General features: G+C 59.9%; 22 protein-coding genes and 1 pseudogene. 7 read left to right on the forward strand and 16 right to left on the reverse strand.

The features are described 5' to 3' along the window. Nucleotides 1-101 precede the first annotated feature (101 nt). Both BLU28_RS16275 and BLU28_RS16280 read left to right on the forward strand, forming a co-directional pair. Entirely contained in the window at nucleotides 102-506 is a 405-nt protein-coding gene (locus BLU28_RS16275; RefSeq protein ID WP_035208858.1) for an SRPBCC family protein, read from the forward strand. Nucleotides 507-517: 11 nt separating this feature from the next. Continuing rightward, a complete protein-coding gene (locus tag BLU28_RS16280; protein ID WP_004441672.1) occupies nucleotides 518-874 on the forward strand; it encodes a VOC family protein in 357 nt (118 codons plus the stop codon). 72 nt (nucleotides 875-946) lie between these two features. Here the strand turns inward: BLU28_RS16280 and hflX are convergent, their stop codons facing one another. From hflX to dusB, 9 genes and pseudogenes are all read right to left on the reverse strand, one after another. Further along, a complete protein-coding gene (gene hflX / locus BLU28_RS16285) occupies nucleotides 947-2,353 on the reverse strand; it encodes a GTPase HflX (RefSeq protein WP_175477704.1) in 1,407 nt (468 codons plus the stop codon). 107 nt (nucleotides 2,354-2,460) lie between these two features. Continuing rightward, nucleotides 2,461-2,751: an RNA chaperone Hfq gene (gene hfq, locus BLU28_RS26925; protein ID WP_197483846.1), complete on the reverse strand. Its 291-nt coding sequence runs from the start codon at nucleotides 2,749-2,751 to the stop codon at nucleotides 2,461-2,463. After that, a pseudogene (gene hfq, locus BLU28_RS26930) lies at nucleotides 2,728-2,943 on the reverse strand (RNA chaperone Hfq); the annotation flags it as partial. The gene hfq (BLU28_RS26925) and the pseudogene hfq (BLU28_RS26930), both read right to left, overlap by 24 nt. 184 nt (nucleotides 2,944-3,127) lie before the next feature. Then, a complete protein-coding gene (gene trkA, locus BLU28_RS16295; RefSeq protein WP_077987100.1) occupies nucleotides 3,128-4,504 on the reverse strand; it encodes a Trk system potassium transporter TrkA in 1,377 nt (458 codons plus the stop codon). A gap of 48 nt (nucleotides 4,505-4,552) precedes the next feature. After that, nucleotides 4,553-5,917 (reverse strand): nitrogen assimilation response regulator NtrX, encoded by a 1,365-nt coding sequence (gene ntrX, locus BLU28_RS16300; protein WP_004441661.1) that lies wholly within the window; start codon nucleotides 5,915-5,917, stop codon nucleotides 4,553-4,555. Beyond that, the gene (locus BLU28_RS16305; RefSeq protein ID WP_035208859.1) at nucleotides 5,907-8,168 is read right to left on the reverse strand and encodes a sensor histidine kinase NtrY-like; all 2,262 of its coding nucleotides are present in this window, start codon (nucleotides 8,166-8,168) and stop codon (nucleotides 5,907-5,909) included. Before BLU28_RS16305 ends, ntrX begins: the two co-directional genes overlap by 11 nt. 150 nt (nucleotides 8,169-8,318) lie before the next feature. Further along, nucleotides 8,319-9,770: a nitrogen regulation protein NR(I) gene (gene ntrC / locus BLU28_RS16310; protein WP_004441656.1), complete on the reverse strand. Its 1,452-nt coding sequence runs from the start codon at nucleotides 9,768-9,770 to the stop codon at nucleotides 8,319-8,321. Next, nucleotides 9,767-10,915, reverse strand: coding sequence for a two-component system sensor histidine kinase NtrB (locus BLU28_RS16315; RefSeq protein ID WP_004441645.1), 1,149 nt, complete (start codon nucleotides 10,913-10,915; stop codon nucleotides 9,767-9,769). Before BLU28_RS16315 ends, ntrC begins: the two co-directional genes overlap by 4 nt. After that, entirely contained in the window at nucleotides 10,912-11,928 is a 1,017-nt protein-coding gene (gene dusB / locus BLU28_RS16320; RefSeq protein WP_035208860.1) for a tRNA dihydrouridine synthase DusB, read from the reverse strand. The genes BLU28_RS16315 and dusB overlap by 4 nt, the downstream gene beginning before the upstream one ends. 275 nt (nucleotides 11,929-12,203) lie before the next feature. Here dusB and BLU28_RS16325 point away from each other — a divergent pair, with 275 nt between their 5' ends. After that, nucleotides 12,204-13,391, forward strand: a complete 1,188-nt coding sequence (locus tag BLU28_RS16325) for a bifunctional 2-C-methyl-D-erythritol 4-phosphate cytidylyltransferase/2-C-methyl-D-erythritol 2,4-cyclodiphosphate synthase (RefSeq protein WP_072494356.1) — start codon at nucleotides 12,204-12,206, stop codon at nucleotides 13,389-13,391. Beyond that, a complete protein-coding gene (locus BLU28_RS16330) occupies nucleotides 13,388-13,897 on the forward strand; it encodes a CinA family protein (RefSeq protein WP_022556106.1) in 510 nt (169 codons plus the stop codon). The genes BLU28_RS16325 and BLU28_RS16330 overlap by 4 nt, the downstream gene beginning before the upstream one ends. On the opposite strand, the gene BLU28_RS16335 is transcribed toward BLU28_RS16330, so the two are convergent. Both BLU28_RS16335 and BLU28_RS16340 read right to left on the reverse strand, forming a co-directional pair. Continuing rightward, nucleotides 13,879-14,331 carry a type II toxin-antitoxin system RatA family toxin gene (locus BLU28_RS16335; protein WP_004441633.1) on the reverse strand — a complete coding sequence of 151 codons (453 nt, stop codon included), beginning with the start codon at nucleotides 14,329-14,331 and terminating at the stop codon, nucleotides 13,879-13,881. The two genes, BLU28_RS16330 and BLU28_RS16335, sit on opposite strands and share 19 nt — an antisense overlap. A 9-nt stretch (nucleotides 14,332-14,340) precedes the next feature. Then, nucleotides 14,341-14,910 (reverse strand): P-loop NTPase family protein, encoded by a 570-nt coding sequence (locus tag BLU28_RS16340; RefSeq protein ID WP_004441631.1) that lies wholly within the window; start codon nucleotides 14,908-14,910, stop codon nucleotides 14,341-14,343. A 249-nt stretch (nucleotides 14,911-15,159) separates the two neighbouring features. Here BLU28_RS16340 and BLU28_RS26355 point away from each other — a divergent pair, with 249 nt between their 5' ends. The 3 genes from BLU28_RS26355 to BLU28_RS16355 all read left to right on the forward strand — a co-directional run bounded on the left by BLU28_RS26355 (nucleotide 15,160) and on the right by BLU28_RS16355 (nucleotide 17,215). Then, nucleotides 15,160-15,336 carry a hypothetical protein gene (locus BLU28_RS26355; RefSeq protein ID WP_003496171.1) on the forward strand — a complete coding sequence of 59 codons (177 nt, stop codon included), beginning with the start codon at nucleotides 15,160-15,162 and terminating at the stop codon, nucleotides 15,334-15,336. A gap of 124 nt (nucleotides 15,337-15,460) precedes the next feature. Beyond that, complete coding sequence (locus tag BLU28_RS16350; RefSeq protein ID WP_077987099.1) at nucleotides 15,461-16,195, forward strand: helix-turn-helix transcriptional regulator; 735 nt, start codon at nucleotides 15,461-15,463, stop codon at nucleotides 16,193-16,195. 90 nt (nucleotides 16,196-16,285) lie between these two features. Then, nucleotides 16,286-17,215, forward strand: coding sequence for a DMT family transporter (locus BLU28_RS16355; protein ID WP_077987121.1), 930 nt, complete (start codon nucleotides 16,286-16,288; stop codon nucleotides 17,213-17,215). 204 nt (nucleotides 17,216-17,419) lie between these two features. Here BLU28_RS16355 and lipA read toward each other — a convergent pair whose 3' ends face one another. The 5 genes from lipA to BLU28_RS16380 form a co-directional block, all read right to left on the reverse strand. Next, a complete protein-coding gene (gene lipA / locus BLU28_RS16360) occupies nucleotides 17,420-18,391 on the reverse strand; it encodes a lipoyl synthase (protein WP_004441621.1) in 972 nt (323 codons plus the stop codon). Nucleotides 18,392-18,493: 102 nt separating this feature from the next. Next, nucleotides 18,494-18,742: a GlsB/YeaQ/YmgE family stress response membrane protein gene (locus BLU28_RS16365; RefSeq protein WP_004441618.1), complete on the reverse strand. Its 249-nt coding sequence runs from the start codon at nucleotides 18,740-18,742 to the stop codon at nucleotides 18,494-18,496. Nucleotides 18,743-18,837: 95 nt separating this feature from the next. Further along, nucleotides 18,838-20,283 carry a dihydrolipoyl dehydrogenase gene (gene lpdA / locus BLU28_RS16370; protein WP_022556103.1) on the reverse strand — a complete coding sequence of 482 codons (1,446 nt, stop codon included), beginning with the start codon at nucleotides 20,281-20,283 and terminating at the stop codon, nucleotides 18,838-18,840. 57 nt (nucleotides 20,284-20,340) lie between these two features. Beyond that, the gene (locus BLU28_RS16375; RefSeq protein ID WP_006697549.1) at nucleotides 20,341-20,985 is read right to left on the reverse strand and encodes an SGNH/GDSL hydrolase family protein; all 645 of its coding nucleotides are present in this window, start codon (nucleotides 20,983-20,985) and stop codon (nucleotides 20,341-20,343) included. A gap of 12 nt (nucleotides 20,986-20,997) precedes the next feature. After that, nucleotides 20,998-22,368 carry a pyruvate dehydrogenase complex dihydrolipoamide acetyltransferase gene (locus BLU28_RS16380; RefSeq protein ID WP_077987098.1) on the reverse strand — a complete coding sequence of 457 codons (1,371 nt, stop codon included), beginning with the start codon at nucleotides 22,366-22,368 and terminating at the stop codon, nucleotides 20,998-21,000. Nucleotides 22,369-22,375: the final 7 nt, after the last annotated feature.

A 22,375-nucleotide genomic window follows, 5' to 3' on the forward strand; every position in this document is an offset into this window, starting at 1 on the left:
CTCCTTGCTTTCTCCCATCTCTGCGGTGAAACATCCTTGACTTGCATCAAATGACGACAAAGTGGCGCAGCAAGAGGAGCGTGCCGCAAGAGGAGGATGAAATGTCTGTCATGCAGTCGAGAATCATTCATCTGTCTATCGAGAAGCCGTGGAGTCACGTCTATGACTTCGTTTCCGATCCGAACAACATGGCTCGCTGGGCTGCCGGACTGGCAGGTGGCCTCAGGCCGGATGGCCAAGACTGGATCGCCGAAGGCGGACCACTCGGCGAGGTCAGGGTGAATTTTGCGCCAGCAAACGAATTCGGGGTCGTGGATCACGTCGTCACCTTGCCCGATGGCCTGAAGGTTTATAACGCGCTCAGGGTGACCCCGAACGGCAGTGGCGCCGAGGTTAGTTTCACGCTGCTTCGTCTTGAGGGGATGACGGACGAGGATTTCAACGGGGATGCGAGGGCTGTCACAGCCGATCTCGAAGCCTTGAAGGCGCTGCTCGAAGAGACGTGATGGAGTAAATGATGACGGAAAATGGCAACGACCGGCGAATCGACTATGTCGAATTCAACGTGAGCGATATTGAGCGCAGCAAAGCCTTTTACGGCGGCGCTTTCGGCTGGTCTTTCAAGGATTACGGTCCGCAATATTGCGAATTTTCCGACGGCCGCCTGACCGGCGGTTTTACCACCACGGCGCCGGTTTCCGCGAAGGGTGGACCGCTGGTTATTCTCTATGCGGCTGATATTGACGATGCCCAGCGGCAGGTGGCGGCGGCGGGTGGCGAGATAACCGTCGCAATCTTCGCCTTTCCCGGCGGACGCCGGTTCCATTTTACCGATCCCGATGGATATGAACTGGCGGTCTGGTCTGCGGCGTAAGACGTTTCGGCAAACGTCAACTCTCGGCTTTGCGCGGAAGAATGACTTGGAATAAGGGGCGGCCGGGAGCGCTCAGCGTTCCCAGTCCTCCCGCTCGCGTGTGGTCGTCTTCCCGAGCTTGCGTTCCAGCTCTGCGGCCTGCGCTTCGGAAAGGCGAACATCGAGGGCAACCGAACCATCCTCGTGATCTTCCCGCCCGTCGACGATGGAATTGCTGTAGACCCAGGAAATCAGCGGCAATTGTTCAACGGACAGGACCACGGTCGTCTCCGTCAGAACACCGGAGAGGCGTTTCGAAATCTCGTCCATCAGGGCATCGACGCCCTCGCCGGTGATCGCAGAGACAGCACGAATATTGGCGCTGCCTTCGGCTCTTTGCATGATGGCGTCGTGGGCTTCCGGATCGAGGCGGTCAACCTTGTTCCAGACCTCGATGATACGGTGCTCGGCTTCCTTTTCGTCAATGCCGAGATCGCCGAGAATGCGCAGCACATCCGCCGACTGCGCGGCATTGTCCGGATCGGACATATCGCGGACATGCAGGATGAGATCGGCTTCCAGCACTTCTTCCAGCGTCGCACGGAAAGCCGCGACCAGATGTGTCGGCAGATCCGAAATGAAACCGACCGTATCGGACAGGATCACCGTGCGGCCGTGCGGCAGTTTCATGCGCCGCAATGTCGGATCGAGTGTGGCGAACAGCATGTCCTCGGCCAGAACGCCCGCACCGGTAATGCGGTTGAACAGCGTCGACTTGCCGGCATTGGTATACCCGACCAGCGCCACGATCGGATGCGGCACTTTGCGGCGCTTGGCGCGATGAAGCTGGCGGGTTCGCACCACCTGCTCCAGTTCCCGCTCAAGCTTGACAATGCGTTCCTGAAGCAGGCGCCGGTCAGCCTCGATCTGCGTTTCACCGGGGCCGCCCATGAAGCCCGCGCCACCGCGCTGGCGTTCAAGGTGGGTCCAGCTTCGAACGAGGCGACCCTTCTGATAGTTGAGATGCGCAAGATCGACCTGCAGCGTACCCTCCTTGGTGGAGGCTCGGCGCCCGAAGATTTCCAGGATCAGGCCCGTTCGGTCGATAACCTTGGCATTCCAATGCTTTTCGAGATTGCGCTGCTGTACCGGCGTCAGCGGATGGTCGACAATGACCAGGCCGGAATTGGTTTCATCCAGAAGATGACCGATTTCCTCGATCTTGCCGGTGCCGAACAATGTCGCCGGGCGTGGCTGGTTGACCGCGACGATGAGCCCCTGGGTCACCTCGAGATCGATGGCGAGCGCCAGCCCCTTCGCTTCCTCAAGCTTCGCCTCGACCGAGCGGCCAGCAGCGGCAGGTGATGCAGCCGCGTCGCGGGTGTCGCGCTGCTTCAGGACCGGCACAAGAACCACGGCGCGCATGTCGTCGCGGTGTTTTTCCTGCTCGGGAATGATCGATTCGTTCGAGGTGTCGCGGGTCGAAATGGCAGTCCTCATCGGGAAAGACGGTTGGAATTCGTCCGCGCCGGCGCGGACGTCAATAGGAAGCAACCGCCCAGCGGCAAATAAGTTCCCGGTGCGGTTGGTCCATTAAGAAGAGAAGGTCAGGACGCCTCGCGTGCAGCGCCTTCTTCGTTTTCGAACATCTGCATCGGCTGACCCGGCATGATGGTCGAAATAGCGTGCTTGTAGACAAGCTGTGCGTGATCGTCGCGACGCAGAAGCTCGCAGAAATTGTCGAAAGCCGTGACCACGCCCGTGAGCTTGACACCGTTGATCAGGAAGATCGTCAGCGCAATGTTCTTCTTGCGAACCGTGCTGAGGAACAGATCCTGAAGGTTCTGCGAGCGGTCCGGACCTTCTTCGATTTCGAGTTCCAGCGGCTGTCCGGGCATGATGGTCGAGATCGCATGCTTGTAAACCAGCTGCGAATGACCGTCCCGGCGCAGCAGAACGCAGAAATTATCGAAGGACGTTATCACGCCCGTGAGCTTCACACCGTTGATCAGGAAGATCGTCAGTGAAATCTTTTTCTTGCGTACGGTGTTGAGGAAAAGATCTTGAAGGTTTTGAGAACGTTCCGCCATGGCGCCGCTTCTTTCTTTTTTGCCGGCAGGGATACCGGAAAATAATCAATCAATAATAAGCCGGCCAAATCTCGTCCCCCGTTTGGCCGACCTCAAACTCTGGTATCAAATCGTGTCTTGTTCGGCAACGGCGAAAACAGTCGAATGGGTACGAGTATTGACCCGTTTTCTGCCGTCGAAACAGTCAGAAATATTGTATCGAAACGCGGAAAAGCTGTTCCACGTCCCGCACCGCGTCGGCGGAGGCGAACAGTACGACACGGTCTTTCGCCTTGATCTTGGTGCTCCCGTCCGGCCGGATGACCACGCCATCGCGATATATCGCGCCGATACGGACGCCTTCGGGCATTTCAACGTCACGAAAGGACTGGCCGACAAGCGGTGACGTTTCCAGCGCCTCCGCCTCGATCACCTCTGCCGAACCGCGCTGCACGGCATAGACGGAACGAATACGACCCTTGCGCACATGCTGGAGAACGCGGGAAATGGTGACCGCCCTCGGATTGATATAGGCGTCAAGTCCGAGCGAGTCGGCAACCTCGTGAAAGGAGGAACTGTTCAAAAGCGCGAGGTTCGACTTGCAGCCGAGTTGCTTGGCCATGACCGCAGCCAGGATATTGGTCTGGTCGTTATTGGTCAGGGTGACGATCAGGTCCGCGTCCTGAATGTCGGCCTGCATGAGAGTTTTCTGGTCCAGCGCTGAACCATGCATGACGATGGTGTGGCTGAGCTGTTCCGATGCGGCAACCGCCCTGTCGCGATCCGCTTCGATAATTTTCACCCGCGTCTTTGGCTGCAACTCCTCGATCTTGCTGGCAACGAAGTGGCCGATATTGCCCGCGCCCGCAATAACGATGCGCTGCGCCTCCTGCTCTTCGTGACCGAACAGGCTGAGCGTGCGGCGGGCGTGTTGCCGCTGGCAGATGACGTAGGCAAGGTCGCCGACCCGCAATTGTTCGGAAGAATGCGCCACCTTGAGGAAACCATCCCGGTAGACACCCACAACCGTCGCGATGAGGTCTGGAAAGAGGCTGGAGAGTTGCTGCAACGGCGTATTGATGACCGGGCAATCCTCCATACATTCGATGGCCAGCATGTAGACCGTGTCGTCCGCGAAACGCACCACGTCGGTCGCGCCCGGAAAGGCGATGCGCCGCAAAACCATCTTGCCGACTTCAACTTCCGGCGAGATCGTCACGTCGATGGACATGTTTTCGCGGCTGAAGAGATCGGCATATTCAGGCTTAAGATAGCTCTGGTCGCGGATGCGGGCGATCTTGGTCGGCACGCTGAACAAGGCATGCGCAACCTCGCAGGCGACGATGTTGATTTCGTCATGCAGCGTCACGGCGATGATCATGTCCGCCTGGTCCGCTCCGGCCTTGGCCAGCATGTCCGGATGCGCGCCGTGGCCGACGTAACCGCGGACATCAAGCGTCTCTGTGATGGCGGTTATCAAGGACGCGGCGGTATCGATGACGGATACTTCGTTGTCCTCGCGCGACAATTGTTCGGCGATGCCGTAACCCACCTGCCCTGCGCCGCAAATGATGACTCTCATGCTGTCTCTCTGACGGATAATCGGTTACGGCGACCTAGCCCTGGCCCCTTATACGCCGAGAGATTTCAGTTTGCGATGCAGTGCAGAGCGTTCCATGCCGACAAATTCCGCCGTTCGCGAAATATTGCCCCCGAATCGGTTGATCTGCGCCACCAGATAGTCTCGCTCGAACATTTCGCGAGCTTCGCGCAACGGCAGCGTCATGATGTGCTGATCGCCCTGAGCCGATATCTTCGGCAGCATGTCGCCGATATCGGACGGCAGCATGTCAGCAGAGATCGGGGCTTCACCGCCTTCGGGACGCGCCAGTATCATCAACCGCTCGATATTGTTGCGAAGCTGTCGAATGTTGCCCGGCCAGTCATGGGTCTGAAGAACGGCCATTGCGTCGTCGCCGATCTTGCGCGGACGGATGCCAGCCTGTTCGGAAATCTGCCGCATGAACATGTCGACGAGGAAGGGAATATCCTCACGTCGCTCGGACAGCGCCGGTACCTTCACCGGCACGACGGCGAGCCGGTGGTAGAGATCCTCACGGAACTGGCCCTCGGCGATCAGGCTTTCGAGGTGATGGGCCGTCGACGAAATGATGCGCACATCAACCTTCACGCGCTTGCCGCCGCCCACACGCTCGAATTGCTGATCGACAAGCACGCGGAGGATCTTGTTCTGGGTCTCGCGGGGCATCTCGCCCACTTCGTCGAGATAAAGAACGCCACGATGGGCTTCTTCCAGTGCGCCCACCTTCCGGGGCTGTCCAGGCAGGCCTTCGGTGCCGAAGAGTGCAATCTCCATGCGATCCGGCGTGATCGTCGCGGCGTTAAGGGCAACAAAGGGACCCGTCGCCCGAGACGACTTTTTGTGGATCATCCGCGCCACCAGTTCCTTGCCGGAACCTGACGGGCCGAGAATCATGATTCGGCTGTTGGTGGGCGCGACCCGGTCGATGGTCTGGCGCAGCTGCGATACCGCAAGTGACGCACCGACAAGTTCAACCGCATCCCCCGTGCGCTTCTTGAGCTCCTGAACCTCGCGCTTCAGCTTGGAGTTTTCCAGCGCGCGTTCGGCAATGAGAATAAGGCGGTCAGCCTTGAACGGCTTTTCGATGAAGTCGAAGGCGCCACGCTTGATGGCGTTGACGGCGGTTTCGATATTGCCGTGACCGGAAATCATGACGACCGGAATTTCGGGATGGCGGCTCTTGATCTCGTCCAGCAGCGCCAGACCATCGAGCTTCGAACCCTGCATCCAGATGTCGAGGAAGATCAGGCGCGGCACGCGTTCCGAAATGGCAGCCAGCGCGCTGTCGCTGTCGAACGCCATACGCGTTTCATGCCCCTCATCGGAGAGAATGCCCGCCACGATTTCGCGAATGTCCGCCTCGTCATCCACGACCAGAATATCAGACGCCATATGCTGCTTCCTTGTTATTTTCGCCGCCGACCGCCTCGATATAGGGCAGCAGCACTCTGATCATGGCGCCGTGGCCATGATCGAACTCCGGCGGGGCATCATGGAGTTCCAGATACCCGCCATGCTCTTCGATGATCTTCTTGACGATGGCGAGGCCAAGGCCTGTGCCCTTATCCCGCATCGTCATATAGGGTTCGAGAATGCGGTGGCGATTTTCCACCGGCAAACCGCGGCCATTGTCGATGATGTCGGCCACAAAACGCGAGTTGGTCTCGTCGAAGGACGCGCGAACGAGGATCTTGCCCGGCCGCTTTTCGCCTTCCACCGCTTCGATGGCTTCCGTCGCATTCTTGATGAGGTTGCCAAAGGCCTGCCCCAGCATGCGGGCATCGAACATGCCCTCCAGCGGGGTGTCACCCAGCTCCGTCGTGAACTTGGTGTCCGCGGCGCTGATTTCCCGGAGAAACGCTGCGTCCTTCAGGATCGCCCGCAGGTCCGACTTTTCCTTCGTTGGCTTCGGCATACGCGCAAAAGCGGAGAATTCATCCACCATGCGGCCGATATCGCCGACCTGCCGGACGATGGTGTCCGTACACTGGTCGAAGACGGCGCGGTCACTTTCGTCGATCTGCTTGCCGAAACGGCGCTTGATGCGCTCGGCGGAAAGCTGGATCGGCGTCAGCGGGTTCTTGATTTCGTGCGCGATACGCCGCGCGACATCCGACCACGCCGTCGAGCGTTGCGCGATGACGAGATCGGTGATGTCGTCGAGCGTGATGACGTAGCTGTCACGGCTGTCGCGGGCGTCTTCGCGCGTTACCTGTACATTCAGCGTTCGTTCCTTGCCACGCCGCATAATGTTGATCTGCTTGCGGAAGTTGCCGCGCGACCAGCTGTTGGCCTCGTTGACGACCTGTTCGATCTCAGGCGCGATCTCGGAGAGTTGTGCGCCAATGAGCTGTTCCGACGTTTGTGCGAGGAACTCTTCGCCCGACGGATTGACGATGGTTATCCTGCGGTTTTCGTCAACGCCGATAACCGCGGCGGTCACGCCTGACAGCACGGCCTCGATGAAACGGCGGCGATCATCGATGTCGTCCTTGGCCTCGATGATCTGCTCCTGCTGGCTGCGCAGTTCCGACACCATCTTGTTGAAGGTGCGGGACAGGCGCCCGACGTCGCCATCGACGGCGCGAACTGGAACGAGGACATGCATGTTGCCGGTGGCAACGCTGTCTGCGGCGCTGATGAGAAGGCGGATCGGCCGCACGATACGGTCGGCCACCGCAATGGCCGTCCAGATTGCCGCGAGCAGCACTATCAGCGCAAAACCGAGATAGAGAATTGCGAAGGCGATCTGCAGCGGGGCGCGGCCTGCCTCCATGGCCTTGTATTCGGCGCGGTTCTCTTCCATCAGCCGCATCGCGCCCATCACCTTGGGATCGACCGCACGCACCGTATAAAGGAATGTGCCGCTGATGCCTTCGAGCTTGATGATGGCGCCTACGAGGTTGGTAATACCGGGCGGGATCAGCGTCGGCTGGCCGGCGGCCGCCTTTTCGAGCGCGTCATGCGGTATCGCGGGAAGGGGCTTTTCCGTCTTGATGTCGGCCTGGGCGACGGCGTCGCCATCCTCCTGCACGAGAAACGCACCAAGAAGGCCGCGCCCTTTCGCCTGGCGGGTCATAAGATCAACGAATCCGGTGCGGTCGAGATAAAACAGGGCGCGGTTGCGGTCGAGGTCGGTCGCCATCGACAGGGTCTGCCCCTGGAGGTAACCGGCATTCTCCATCATGTATGCCTGGGCGATATTACTTGATGAATCGACGATCGACTGGGTGCGCAGCGAAAACCAGCGATCGAGACCGACATTCAGCGTCAGGCTGGCGAAGATGGCGACGAGCACTGCGGGCGTGATCGCCACGATGGAGAAAAGGACGACAATGCGCACGTGCAGACGCGCCGCCGCCCTGCCCTTTTTGCGCGCTTTCAGCAGCCGGTTGATTTCGCGACCGATCAGGAAGATCAGGCCGATCACGAAGATCGAGTTGATGACGACGGAAGCGATGACCACGTTCGATGTCGGCGCGATTGGCGTGACGCCCAGCAGCACGAAAAGCGTGATGATGGCGCACACGAGGGCCACGCCGGCGAGCACCAGCCCCGGCAGAGCGAAAGACATCCTGCGATCGGCGACCACCATGCCCGCTGCTTCGTCGGCAACGGCGTTTTCGGCGGCGGGTTTCCGCATGCACTACTCCCAATCGCTGGCCAGCCAGCGCCACAGTCATGAAGTCAGGCGAGGTTCGCACATATGGGGCGAATCTCTGTCCTTCCTAGTGTTTTCCAAGCAACACAATGTGGCGAAAATGCAACGACAAATGCGGTCTTGTCAACATTCTCAGCTGGGGCGGGAGCTGCGATAAACGGAAACACCCAGCTCGCGTATTTTCTTGCGCAGGGTATTTCGGTTCAGGCCGAGAAGATCGGCAGCCTTGATCTGGTTGCCGCGCGTGGCGGTCAACGCAGCCAGAATCAGCGGATACTCCAGTTCGCGCAGCACGCGGTCATAAAGGCCGGGCGGCGGAAGGCCATCGCCGAAGCTGGCGAAATAGTCCCGCATGTTTTCCTCGACAGCCTGCGAGATGGTGAGTGAACCGGTGCGGACCGCCATCTTGTCGAGCGGGCTGTCGGGAACATCCGATTGCAGTTCCTGCTCGATGATCTCGCGGGTGATGACTTCCTGCGGATAAAGCGCCATCAGTCGGCGGATCAGGTTTTCCAGCTCGCGCACGTTGCCCGGCCAGGCATAGGCCTTCATGACTTCAAGAGCTTCGGTCTCGAAACGCTTGCCTTCCAAGCCTTCCTTCTCGCCCGTCTGGATGAAATGGCGCACCAGATCGGGAATATCCTCGGCGCGGTCACGCAGGGGTGGCAGGCGCAACGGCACCACGTTCAGGCGGTAATAGAGGTCCTCGCGGAAGAGGCCCTGATTGATCGACTGCTTCAGATCCTTGTTGGTTGCCGCGACGATACGGACATCGGTACGGATCGGCGTGCGTCCGCCGACCGTCGTATATTCACCCTGCTGCAATACGCGCAGCAGGCGCGTCTGGGCGTCCATCGGCATGTCGCCGATTTCATCGAGGAAGAGCGTGCCGCCCTCGGCCTGTTCGAAACGCCCCGTGGAGCGGTTCTGAGCGCCGGTAAAGGCGCCCTTTTCATGGCCGAAGAGTTCGGATTCAATGAGGTCGCGCGGGATTGCCGCCATGTTGATGGCGACGAACGGACCGTTGCGGCGTTTGCCGTAATCATGCAGCGCGCGGGCCACCAGTTCCTTACCCGTGCCGGATTCGCCCGTTATCATCAGCGTCAGGTCGGTCTGCATCAGGCGGGCGAGAACCCGGTAGATTTCCTGCATTGCGGCGGAGCGACCGACGAGCGGCATGCCGTCCTGCATGTCGTCGTCCAGCTTCGCCGGCTTGCGCTTGGGCTCCGATAAAGCCCGGCCAATGATGGCGATCAGTTCTGTCAGGTCGAAGGGCTTGGGCAGGTAATCGTAGGCGCCCTTTTCCGAGGCCTTGATGGCGGTCATGAAGGTGTTCTGAGCGCTCATGACGAGAACGGGAAGGTCCGGACGGGCTTTCTTGATGCGCGGCAGAAGGTCGAAGGCGTTCTCATCGGGCATGACGACGTCCGTGACGACAAGATCGCCCTCACCTGCCGAAACCCAGCGCCAGAGCGTTGCAGCATTGGAGGTGATGCGCACGTCGTAACCGGCGCGGCTCAGCGCCTGGTTGAGCACCGTGCGGATTGCGGCATCATCATCGGCGACGAGGATCGTAGCTGTCATTGGTCATTCCCTGTCGTGTTCGGCAAAGTGCTGTCGTCGAGCGCCACTTCCGGCGAGACGGGCATCAATACGCGGAAAGTCGTGCGGTGGTTCTGGCTGTCGCATTCGACAATGCCGCCATGGGCGCCGATCAGCTTGGCGACAAGCGCCAGGCCGAGGCCCGAACCATTCGTCTTGGTGGTGATGAACGGATCGAAAAGATGCGGCAAGAGATCGGCGGGTACGCCCGGGCCATTGTCATGCACGCAGAATTCCAGCGGGAGCGAGATGCGCTCCCGGCTGCCGGCAACCGATAGTCGGATCCCGGGACGATAGGCGGTCGTCAGCACGATCTCGCCATCCGACTGATTGGCCACCGCTTCGGCCGCATTCTTGACCAGGTTGAGGAAGACCTGCACCAGCTGGTCGCGGTTTGCGTAGACCGGCGGCAGCGACGGGTCGTAATTCTCCGATATCTTGATGTTGCGGGCGAAACCGGCCTTGGCGATCGCCTTTACATGATCGAGAACCGAATGGATGTTGACCGGCACGCGATCCACCGGCCGCTCGTCGGAAAACACCTCCATACGGTCGACCAGCGAAACGATGCGATCCGTCTCGTCGCAGATCAGCCGGGTCAGCGCCCGGTCCTCATCCGCAACCGAGGTCTCCAGAAGCTGGGCCGCGCCGCGAATGCCCGACAGAGGGTTCTTGATCTCATGCGCGAGCATGGAGGCAAGACCGGTGACGGAGCGGGCAGCAGCGCGATGGGTCAGCTGCCGGTCGATCTTGTCGGCCATAGACCGTTCCTGAAAGACGACGACGACCGATCCAGGCTCGCTGACGACGGGCGCGACATAAAGATCGACCAGCTTGTCCTGGCCGAGACGCGGCGAGCTCAGATCAACGCGATATTCATTGACCGGCGCGCGGCGCTCCCGCACCTGATCGATCAGGGCAAGCAGCGGGCTGCCGAAGGGGATGAAAGTGGAAACCCTATAGCGCGCTAGGTGGGAGGCGCTGGCGCCGAAAAAGGCTTCGGCTTCCCAGTTGGCGAAGGCAATAAAACCTTCGGCATCCACCAGAATGACGGGATTCTGCACCGCGTTCAGAACCGCCATGGCGAGCGGGTTCGCATCTGCAGGGCTGTGTTTATCAGCGCTCATGCGGCCTTCCTTGCGGCATCTTCGCTCGCATTTTCGCAAAGGGCGGAACGCAGCAGGTCTGCCACCTCCCCCGTCTCGCGCGATGTCATGATTTTTGCCTTTTCGGTCGTGGCGATACCTGGCGCGAAACGGTCGAGATACCAGCCGAGATGTTTGCGGGCATGCCGGAGGCCGGCTTCCCTTCCGTAAAATTCCAGCATCATCTCATAATGTTCGACGGCGATGGCGGGGATATCCTCTCGATGCGGCGCTGCATGCCCCGCGAGCACCGCCGGCAACCACGGCTGCCCCTGTGCGCCGCGACCGACCATGACGGCGTCCGCACCCGACCGCCGCAGAATTTCGCGTGCATCTTCCGCCGTCTCGACGTCACCATTGGCGATCAGCGGCACGGAGATCACCTCACGCACGGCGCGGATGGCATCCCAATCCGCCCGACCCTCGTAAAACTGCATGCGGGTACGACCGTGAATGGTAATAAGGCGAACGCCTGCTGCTTCGGCGCGCCGAGCTATATCAGGTGCGTTAATGCTGTTTTCATCCCAGCCGAGCCGCATCTTCAAGGTCACCGGCACATCGACCGCATTGACAGTCGCCTCGATCAGCGAAAGCGCGTGATCGGGATCCCGCATCAGCGCCGAGCCTGAATAACCGCCCGTCACCTTCTTGGCAGGACAGCCCATATTGATATCGATGATACCGGCGCCATTGCCAGCAGCGATCTTCGCCGCCTCGGCCATGAAATGCGCCTCGCGCCCCGCAAGCTGCACCATGTGCGGAACCATGCCTGCATTTTTCAGCCGCGCCCAGGATTCCCCGCGATTGGCAACAAGCTCCCGGCTTGCCACCATTTCCGTCACCACGAGGCCCGCTCCGTAACGCCAGGCGAGCTGTCGGAACGGCAGATCCGTCACGCCCGACATGGGCGCCAGCACAGCCCGATTACGGATCGTGACTGAGCCGATGCTGAACGGTTCTGACAACTCCGGAAGGGCCAAATGATGATCTTTCATGCAGAAGGGTTATTTGCATTATTTTTAGACAGTGTTTGCGCAGTTGCCAAGCACTTTTAGAAGGTTGCACCTTTTATTTGCTGAGCGGCTGCCTGCCTGTTTTGCTGTCGGCGGCAAATTGTGCAGCTTCGAAAGCGCAGCAACGTCATCTCCTGCGCTTTGCGGGGCTGATGCCCGCCTTATCGGGCTGGCCATCCGGGTTTTGAAACGCTAGAGCATGACTGTCAACCACGAAGGGTTGCACGCAAAGCATACGACCAATGCAGGAACGTACTATGAAACTCGGCATCGTCATCGTGGCCGCGGGACGCGGGGAAAGAGCCGGCTCTCCCGAGGAGGGTCCGAAACAATATCGTCCGATCGGCGGCAAGGCTGTGATCGAGCACACTTTGTCGACGTTCCTCCAGTGGAAGAACGCTTCCCATATCGTCGTCGTGCACCATGCGGACGATACGGCGCTGCTCACTCCGGTTCTCCAGCGACTTGATGCCGGGGAGCGCGTCACCACGGTTATTGGCGGCGTGACACGGCAGCAGTCTGTTCTGGCAGGGCTGGAGGCGCTTTCCCGCCATGGCCTGAGCCACGTAATGATCCACGACGCGGTGCGGCCTTTCGTTTCCGTCGATATGCTTGAACGTATTGTCACCCTGCACCGGGAGGGTGCGGGCGGTGTTCTACCCGCCCTGCCCGTCACTGACACGCTGAAACGCGGCGCGGGCAATCGTGTCACCGACACGGTTTCGAGACAGGGCCTTTATGCCGCACAGACCCCACAGAGTTTCGACTATGACGACATCCTCGCCGCGCATCGCGCTGCTGCCGCCTCGGGAAAATCGGATTTTACCGATGACGCGTCGATTGCCGAATGGGCGGGTCTGGCAGTAACATTGACCGAAGGTTCGGTCGATAATGTGAAACTCACTCTCAAGCGGGATATCGCCATGGCCGATGAAAAGCTCTCTCCTGCAATGCCGGACGTGCGCACCGGGAACGGCTACGACGTACACCAGCTGGAGGCCGGCGAAGGCGTGACGCTGTGCGGCATATTCATCGAGCATGATCAGAAGCTCAAAGGTCATTCGGATGCGGACGTTGCGCTGCATGCGCTGACGGATGCCTTGCTGGCGACCTGCGGCGCCGGCGACATCGGTGACCATTTCCCTCCTTCCGATCCGCAATGGAAAGGAGCTCCTTCCCGCATATTTCTGGAGCACGCGGCGAAAGTGGTGCGCGACAATGGCGGCACGATCATGAATGCCGATGTCTCGCTGATCGCCGAAGCGCCGCGCATCGGGCCGCATCGGCAGGCCATGCGGGAAGCGCTCTCCGACATGCTCGGCATCTCGCTGGAGCGTTGCTCGGTGAAGGCGACGACCAATGAAACCATCGGCTTCGTTGGTCGCAGGGAGGGGATTGCAGCAATCGCCACCGCCACGGTCGTTTACAAGGGCAGACCGCTATGAGCCTGTTTCCAGCGGATATTGAAGGGCTCGCACGGCAGATCATTGCTGATTTTGCAGCAGACGGTCTCATGGTCTCGACCGCGGAAAGCTGCACGGGCGGCCTGATCGCGGGTGCGTTGACGGAGATTTCGGGCTCCTCTGCGGTGGTCGACCGCGGTTTTGTCACCTATACGAACGAGGCCAAGATGGACATGCTTGGCGTTGGCGCTGAAACGCTGACGGGCTTTGGCGCGGTCTCGCGGCAAACCGCACTGCAGATGGCGCACGGCGCCCTGTTCCGGTCACGCGCCGATTTCGCGGTTGCCGTTACCGGCATTGCCGGTCCGGGGGGTGGATCCGCCGAAAAGCCGGTGGGTCTCGTTCATCTGGCCGCCAAGGCCCGTCACGGCCGGAGCCTGCATCAGGAAATGCGTTATGGCGAGATCGGCCGTACGGACATCCGTCTTGCAACGGTCAGGACGGCGCTCGAGATGCTGATCGCCCTCCGTCAGGCGGGATTGGTGTAGATCTTATCGGCGCGGGTCTCGAAAGCTTCTGCGAACATGCGGAAGGCACGGTCGAACATGGACCCCATGACTGCGCCCAAGAGGCGGTTCTTGAACTCGTATTCGATGAAGAAATGCACGTTGGAGCCGCCCTCGGCAGCATCGAAACGCCAGCGATTGTCGAGATATTTGAACGGCCCGTCGATATATTTGACGTCGATTGCCCGTTCCGCGGGATTGAGCAGAACCTGCGTGGTGAAGGTCTCGCGAATGGCCTTGTAACCCACGGTCATATCCGCCACCAGCAGCGTCTTGCCATCGCGCTCCTTGCGGGAGCGCACGGTAAGTGCTTCGCATAAGGGCAGGAACTGCGGATACTTCTCCACATCGGCGACGAGGTCGTACATGCGGTCCGGCGAGTGTTTTACAAAACGATGCGTTTCGAACTTGGGCATGAGCGGCAGTTAATCCTCGATGTGCAGAAGATCAAGAAGGCGGCGGAGTTGTTTTCGGCTTTTCAGCTGCCATACCGGCACATCCGGCCCATAGAGGTCGAAATTCTGCTCGAAAAGTGGTGCGTGTCGCCGCTCGAAATTCCAGATATAGCGCAGGAATTCGCGGTCCAGTCGCTCAGGGCAGCCCTGCGCCATTTCCGGTCGCGCCTTGCCGTAGCCTTTCACGATTCGGCTGGTGGCACCCCAGAGACAGAGCCAGCGCGGCATGCGAACCCAGATCACGATATCGGTTCTCGGCAGACGCAGATCAAACGACGAGGGATTGCTGCCATCCATCAACCACCGCTCGCCCGCAACGAAGTCCGCGATCCTTTCACGCTGTTCCGCACGCGGGCGCAGTTGCCAGCCCGGCAGCCAGAAAATTTCCCGGTCCATCGAGATATATTCCAGTCCAAAGCGCCGCACGAGCTTGCGCGAGAGCGTGGACTTGCCGCCGCCGGAACAGCCGACGATCATGATGCGTTGCGCGCCAGCGATGATGGCGGCCGCATCATCCGCCTTTTCGAGGTAGTTCGGCATATTCTGAGCCCCATTCGAGCGCTGCGCGTCCCTCTACCGTCTGGCGATCGCTTTCAATCGATATCCGGGCGGCGCATGGCAGTTACGGAAAATTGACTATTGCAACCCCTTGCGGGGGATTGCTATTTATTTGCGACTAATATTACACCCATTGGATGCAACGGCGCTGGAAGCTCCCTATTTCGCCCAGCCTATTCATCCTTGGGTTCAGACCCGATACATAACCGCTTTGAGCCACTGAGTGAGCCGATGGACGATTTTTCCAACATCATCAACCTTCTCGAATCCGCCAAACAGCTTGCATCGATGAACGGCATGCCTGTGCTCGCCTATCTGATCGACGTCGCCAAATGCGAGGCGAGAGAAAACAAGCCGGTTCTGCGCAAGCGCAAGCGCGGCGAATCGACCGCCAAGGAAGACTGTTAATTGCCGGCGTCTGGCCGACCGATAAAGCCGGCTGGCCCAATCTTCAAGACAATGTCATAATCACCAATGAAACCGGCCGCTTTTCCAGGCGGCCGTTTCTTTGCCCAATGGAAACGACAGCGTCATGACAGCCGCATCAGCCGACATCAGAACCTACAGACAGGAAAGACCGAAGGAGCGACACGCATTCGTTCAGATCGTTCTGCCGTTCTCGGGTTGCCTGCGTATCGATGTGGCAGGACGGCAAGATGAGTTGTCCATCGGGCGCGGCGTCTTTATCCACCGCGATCTTCCGCATACCCAGGAAGCCACGGCCATCAATCATTCGCTGGTGGTGGATATCGATGAATGCGTGATCCCCGAACAGACACTTGAAAAATTCGCTCACGCGCCCTTCCTCGATATTGGGCCTGAGACACGTCAATTGATAGCCTATATGCGCAGCCTGGTTCGAACGGATGGACGCCGCGACGATATTGCCGCCATTTGGGCGCCGCTGCTGGTTGACAGTCTTGCCAACAACAAGCGCGATATGCGCCAGCGCATGCGAAAGCTGAGCGAAGTCGTGAGGGCCGAGCCCTTCTTTCCGTGGACGATCGAGATGCTGGCCTCTTGCGTGACGCTCAGCGACAGCCGCCTGCATGCGCTGTTTCTCGAAGAATTTGGTCTTCCCCCGCATCGGTGGCTTTCCGGGTTGCGCATGGAGAAGGTGTGCGTCCTGCTCAGCAACTCCGTCATGCCGATTTGCGAAATCGCGCTCAGGGCCGGTTTTTCCGACCAGACGGCACTGACACGGGCCATGCGCCTTGCGGTGGGAGAGACCCCCGCCGCGTATCGCCGCCGCCACGGCATTCATTAGAACCGCTCACATTCGTCAGGAGTTTTTGTCAAGACAGCCGCAACCGCCTGTGGCACATCGCTGACAAATGTGAATGCGGATGTGATGGACATGAACAGGACTGGTCTCGGTGTTTTTTACGGCATAATGGCGGGTGCGCTCTGGGGCGGGATATTTCTCGCTCCGAAACTCGTGCCGGATTTTTCCGCCCTGCAGCTTTCCACGGCGCGCTACCTGACCTATGGGCTGATTTCGCTGGTCATCATCGGGCCACGCCTCAAACAAGTGTCGGCGCGGTTTGGCGCGCGCGAATGGTTAGCGCTTGGCTGGCTGAGCGTGATCGGCAACATCGCCTACTATGTTTTCATCTCGACCGCGGTGAAATTGAGCGGCGTCGCCTTCACCTCAATCATCATCGGCTTCCTGCCTGTTGCCGTTACCATCATCGGCAGTCGCGACCACGGCGCCGTATCGCTGAAGCGGCTGTGGCCGTCGCTTGCCTTCGGCGCGATAGGCATTCTCGGCATCTCATGGCAGTCGCTGACGGAAAACGATGCGGGTCTGGATATTTCTCGTGTCATCGGCCTTGCCTGCGCGCTCGGGGCGCTGGCTTCATGGACGGCTTTCGCCGTAGGCAATGCCCGCTGGCTGTCGCGCCTTCACGATGTGAGCGCCGATGACTGGAACATGATGACGGGTGTAGTGACCGGCGGGCTTGCGCTGGCGCTCGCCATCCCCGCCTTCGCACTGGGTGGAGAAAGCCACAGCACGGGCGACTGGCTGTATTTCGCCGCCATCGCCGCCGGGCTCGGCTTCACCGCGTCCATCCTCGGCAATGCCTTCTGGAACCGTATGAGCCGCATGCTGCCGCTTACCATGGTTGGGCAGATGATCCTGTTTGAAACGCTGTTTGCGCTGCTTTACGGCTTTCTCTGGGAAGGGCGTGGCCCGACGCTGGTCGAGGTCCTGGCGATCTGCTCGGTCGTGCTGAGCGTCGTGCTCTGCATGCGGGCGCACAGGCCTGAAAAGGTTGCGGCGTGATCGGCCTGAAGGCCAAAAACAGACGATTGCATTGATCCACGGCGCCGCGTCTCACGCACCGTCATCCTCGGGAATATCCCAAGGATCTAGTCACCCATCGTCATTTCCATAGGTTGCAGATGCTCGGGGCAGGCCCGAGCATGACGATGGTGATAACATGAAGACTTCAAATCTCAATGCCGTATTGACGAACCTTTGCGTCGCTTATTCCGCAGCCGCCAGCAGCTTCTTTTCGCGTGCCGCACGCAGGCGTTCGAAATCGTCACCGGCATGGTGGGAAGAACGGGTCAGCGGGCTCGACGAAACCATCAGGAAGCCCTTGGTGTAAGCCACCGTCTCGTAGGACTTGAATTCCTCCGGCGTCACGAAGGCCTCGACCTTGTGGTGCTTGCGGGTGGGCTGCAGGTACTGGCCGATGGTCAGGAAGTCGACGTCAGCGCTGCGCAGATCGTCCATCAGCTGCAGCACTTCATTGCGCTCTTCACCGAGGCCAACCATGATGCCCGACTTGGTGAACATGGTGGGATCGAGTTCCTTCACCCGCTGCAGAAGGCGCACCGAGTGGAAATAGCGCGCACCCGGGCGGACCGTGAGGTAGTTGCCCGGAACCGTTTCCAGATTATGATTGAAAACGTCGGGCTTTGCGGCAACGACACGTTCCAGCGCGCCGGGCTTCTTCAGGAAGTCGGGCGTGAGGATTTCGATCGTGGTCGTCGGAGAGGCTGCGCGGATCGCCCAGATCACCTTTTCGAAATGTTCAGCGCCGCCATCGGCGAGATCGTCACGGTCGACGGAGGTAATGACGACGTGGGAAAGTCCCATCTGCTTGACGGCCTTGGCGACATTTTCCGGCTCATTCATGTCGAGCGGATTGGGCTTGCCGGTCGCGACGTTGCAGAAGGCGCAGGCACGGGTGCATATTTCACCCATGATCATGAAGGTCGCGTGCTTCTTGTCCCAGCATTCGCCGATATTCGGACAGCCGGCTTCCTCGCACACGGTCACCAGCTTGTGGCTGCGCACCAGTTCGCGCGTCTCGTGGTAACCCTTGGAGGTCGGCGCCTTGACGCGGATCCATTCGGGCTTGCGCATCACCTCGGTATCAGGCTTGTGCGCCTTTTCCGGGTGGCGGATACGCTTTTCGTCAGACGACGTCCTGTCGAGAATAGTGACCATAAAAACCTGCTTCCATCGCCCTTGGCGATCCAGACATCTTTGGTGCGATGCTTTAGAACAATTCCAGAAAAAGCGTAAGCCCCTTCCGGTCACGACGCCTTGTCAGCGCCGCACGAGCTTAGCCACGAACAGCAACAGGCTTGCGCCGATGAAGGCGGTAACGAAATAACCGAGCCTGCTATCCTGCACGAAAACATCGAAGGTTCGCAGCACCGCAACAGCGACCACCGAACCGACAATGCCAAGGACAATGTTCATGAAAATGCCGAAACGCATGTCCATGAGCTTGCCCGCAAGCCAGCCGGCGAGACCGCCGATGATGATTGCTGCAATCCAACCTACACTTTCCATTCCCACGCTCCCTGAAATAACAGCCCGCCTTAAGGCTGTATCGAGACATATGGGACACCCGGCATGGTTAGACAATGCCGGGCATCACGCGGCACTTATGCGTTAAGCACACGTCCATAGGCATCGAGCACGCTTTCCTTCATCGATTCCGAAATGGTCGGATGCGGGAAGATCGTGTGCATCAAATCTTCTTCTGTCGTCTCCAGATTCATAGCAACGACGAAGCCCTGGATGAGTTCGGTCACTTCCGCCCCGACCATATGCGCGCCGAGCAGCTCGCCGGTCTTCTTGTCGAAGATGGTCTTGACCATGCCCTGATCTTCACCCAGCGCGACAGCCTTGCCGTTCGCCGCAAAGGAGAAGCGGCCGACGCGGATATCGCGGCCCTGTTCCTTGGCCTTGGCTTCGGTGAGACCGACAGAAGCGACCTGCGGGTTGCAATAGGTGCAGCCGGGAATCTTCAGTTTGTCCATCGGGTGAACATTCGGCAGACCGGCGATCTTTTCGACGCAGATGACAGCCTCGTGCTCCGCCTTGTGGGCCAGCAGCGGCGGACCCGCGACATCGCCGATGGCGTAGATGCCGGGAACGTTGGTCTTGCCGTAGCCGTCGATGACGATAAAGCCGCGATCGGTCTTCACGCCGGCAGCTTCGAGGCCGATGCCTTCGATATTGGCAACGACCCCAACGGCAGAGATCATGCGATCAGCCGTGATCTTTTCGGAAGAACCGTCCTTCTTCTCCAGCGTCGCGGTGACGGAGTTTGCGCCCTTTTCCACCTTGGAAACCTTGGTTTCCAGATGGATCTTCATGCCCTGCTTTTCGAGCTGCTTCTTGGCGAAGGTGGAGATTTCCGCGTCTTCGACAGGCATGACCTGGCTCATGATTTCGACAACGGTCACGTCCACACCCATGGTGCGGTAGAAGCTGGCGAATTCGATGCCAATCGCGCCGGAGCCCATGACGAGCAGCGACTTCGGCATTTCTTCTGGCTTCATTGCCTCGAAATAGGTCCAGATCAGCTTGCCATCGGGCTCAATGCCGGGCAGCGCGCGCGGGCGGGCGCCCGTGGCGACGATGATGTGCTTGGCTGTATAAGTACCCTCGCCCAGCGTGTTCTTCGGAACCGGACCCTGCGGCTGCACCACCGGCTTGGTGGACTTGCCGACCACGATTTCGCCCGGCTTGGTGATCTTGGCTTCACCCCAGATGATATCGACCTTGTTCTTCTTGAACAGGAAACCGACGCCATTGTTCATGCGCGCCGCAATGCCGCGCGAGCGCGCCACGATTGCCTTGACGTCAGGCTTGATCGAGCCTTCCAGCGTCAGGCCGTAATCCTTGGCGTGGGTGGCGGTGTGCATGACATCGGCTGTGCGCAGCAGCGCCTTGGTGGGAATGCAGCCCCAGTTGGAGCAGATGCCGGCCAGATGCTCACGCTCCACGACGGCAACCTTCATGCCGAGCTGGGCTGCGCGGATCGCGGCAATGTAACCGCCCGGTCCCGAACCGATGATGATGACGTCATATGATTGAGCCATTGGAAATCCTGCCTTGTCCTATCGGGTCGCGAGCAGCGCCACGACCGGGAATTGTTCTTAAAGTCCGAGCATCATGCGGACGACGGGCTCCAGCCCCCGCCCGATGGCCCGCGTATTTTCAGCATCGAGATGAACGCCATCCACCGGCGTCGTTCGGGCGACGGAACCCGCATCGAAAAAGCCGCAATCAAGCTCGTCGGCCAGATCCCGATAAACGGACGCCAGCATCGCCGATTCATCGATCGCATCGCGAAAGATCGCGCCCATGAACGGATTGGCCGTTTCACACAGCTGTGGCGGTGCGACGATCAGCACGTCAGGCGCTTCCCAGTCCGGCACCTGCCAGATGTGGTTGCGCGTGAGCTTCACCAGCCGTTCGACACCCTTCATGGCAACGATCGCCGATCCGTGGATTGACGGCTTCAGGTCGTTGGTGCCGAGCATTATAATCACCAGATCCAGCGGCGCATGGCTGTGCAACAACGTCGGAAGAACCCGCGCGCCGTTGCGATCGCAATCGGCGGTGTTGTCGTCATAGGCGGTGGTGCGACCACCCAGACCTTCGTGAATCACATGCACGTCAGGACCGAGCGCCTTCTGTAAGACGCTCGGCCAAAGATCGTCATGGCTGTGCCGGCCACCCGTTTCCGCATTTGATCCCCAGGTTAGGGAATCGCCAAAGCAGAGGACCGACTTCACCATCTCACTCTCCGATCAAACCAGCATGCCCATCGGGTTCTCGATGTAGCGCTTGAAGGCACCGATCAGTTCGGCTCCGAGCGCGCCATCGACGCAACGGTGGTCGGTGGAGAGCGTGACCGTCATGACGTTGGCGATCTTGATCTCGCCATTCTTGACGACAGCGCGTTCTTCACCCGCGCCGACCGCCAGGATGGTGGCATGTGGCGGGTTGATGACGGCGGAGAAGCTCTTGACGCCCATCATGCCCATGTTGGACACGGCGGTCGTGCCACCCTGATATTCCTCGGGCTTCAGCTTGCGCTCTTTCGCGCGCTTGCCGTAGTCCTTCATCTCGTTGGAGATGGTGGAGAGCGACTTCTGCTCGGCCTTGCGGATGATCGGCGTTATCAGGCCACCCGGAATGGAAACGGCGACGCCGACATCCGAATGCTTATGCTTGACCATGGCGCTTTCCGTCCAGGAGACGTTGGCGTCAGGCACGTCACGAAGCGCCAGCGCCAGCGCCTTGATGACCATGTCGTTGACCGACAGCTTGTAGGCCGGCTTGCCGTCCTTTTCAGGGGCAGCGGCGTTGAGCTGGGCGCGCAGCGCCAGAAGCGTATCCAGTTCGCAATCGACCGAAACGTAGAAATGCGGAACGGTCTGCTTGGATTCGACCAGACGCTTGGCAATGACCTTTCGCATGCCGTCATGCGGCACGAGCTCATAGGAGCCTTCTTCGAACAGCTTGAGAACGGCATCGTCCGACTGGCCCTTGGCGAGAGCCGGAGCCGGTGTGCCTGCGGATGCAGCAGCGGCGGGAGCAGCCTTTGCACCGCCGGAAGCCGCAGCTTTTTCGACGTCGGTCTTGACGATACGGCCATGCGGGCCGGAACCGGAAACGGCCGAAAGGTCGAGACCGGCTTCCTTGGCGAGACGACGTGCCAACGGCGAAGCGAAGATGCGCTCGCCGGACTTGGAAACCGGCGCTGGCGTGGACGAGGCAGCGGGCTGGTCGGCAACCGGCTTTTCAGCCTTTGCCGGGGCAGCCTCTTCCTTCGGCGCTTCCGCCTTGACGGCGTCCTGCTTGGTGGCCTCCGTCTTTGCCTCAGCCTTGGCGGGAGCGGCATCGCCGCCCTTTGCCGCCTCGGCCACATCCTCGCCATCGGCGGCGAGGATTGCGATGAGGGCGTTGACCTTTACGGCTTCCGTGCCGGCCGGAACGACAAGCTTGGCGACGGTGCCTTCGTCGACGGCTTCCACTTCCATGGTCGCCTTATCGGTCTCGATCTCGGCGATCACGTCACCGGGTGCGACCTTGTCGCCTTCCTTGACCAGCCACTTGGCCAGATTGCCCTCTTCCATCGTCGGAGAAAGGGCAGGCATGGTGATGTTGATAGGCATCGAAACG

Source organism: Agrobacterium pusense (assembly GCF_900102105.1).
In the GTDB taxonomy this organism is placed as follows: Bacteria; Pseudomonadota; Alphaproteobacteria; order Rhizobiales; family Rhizobiaceae; genus Agrobacterium; species Agrobacterium pusense.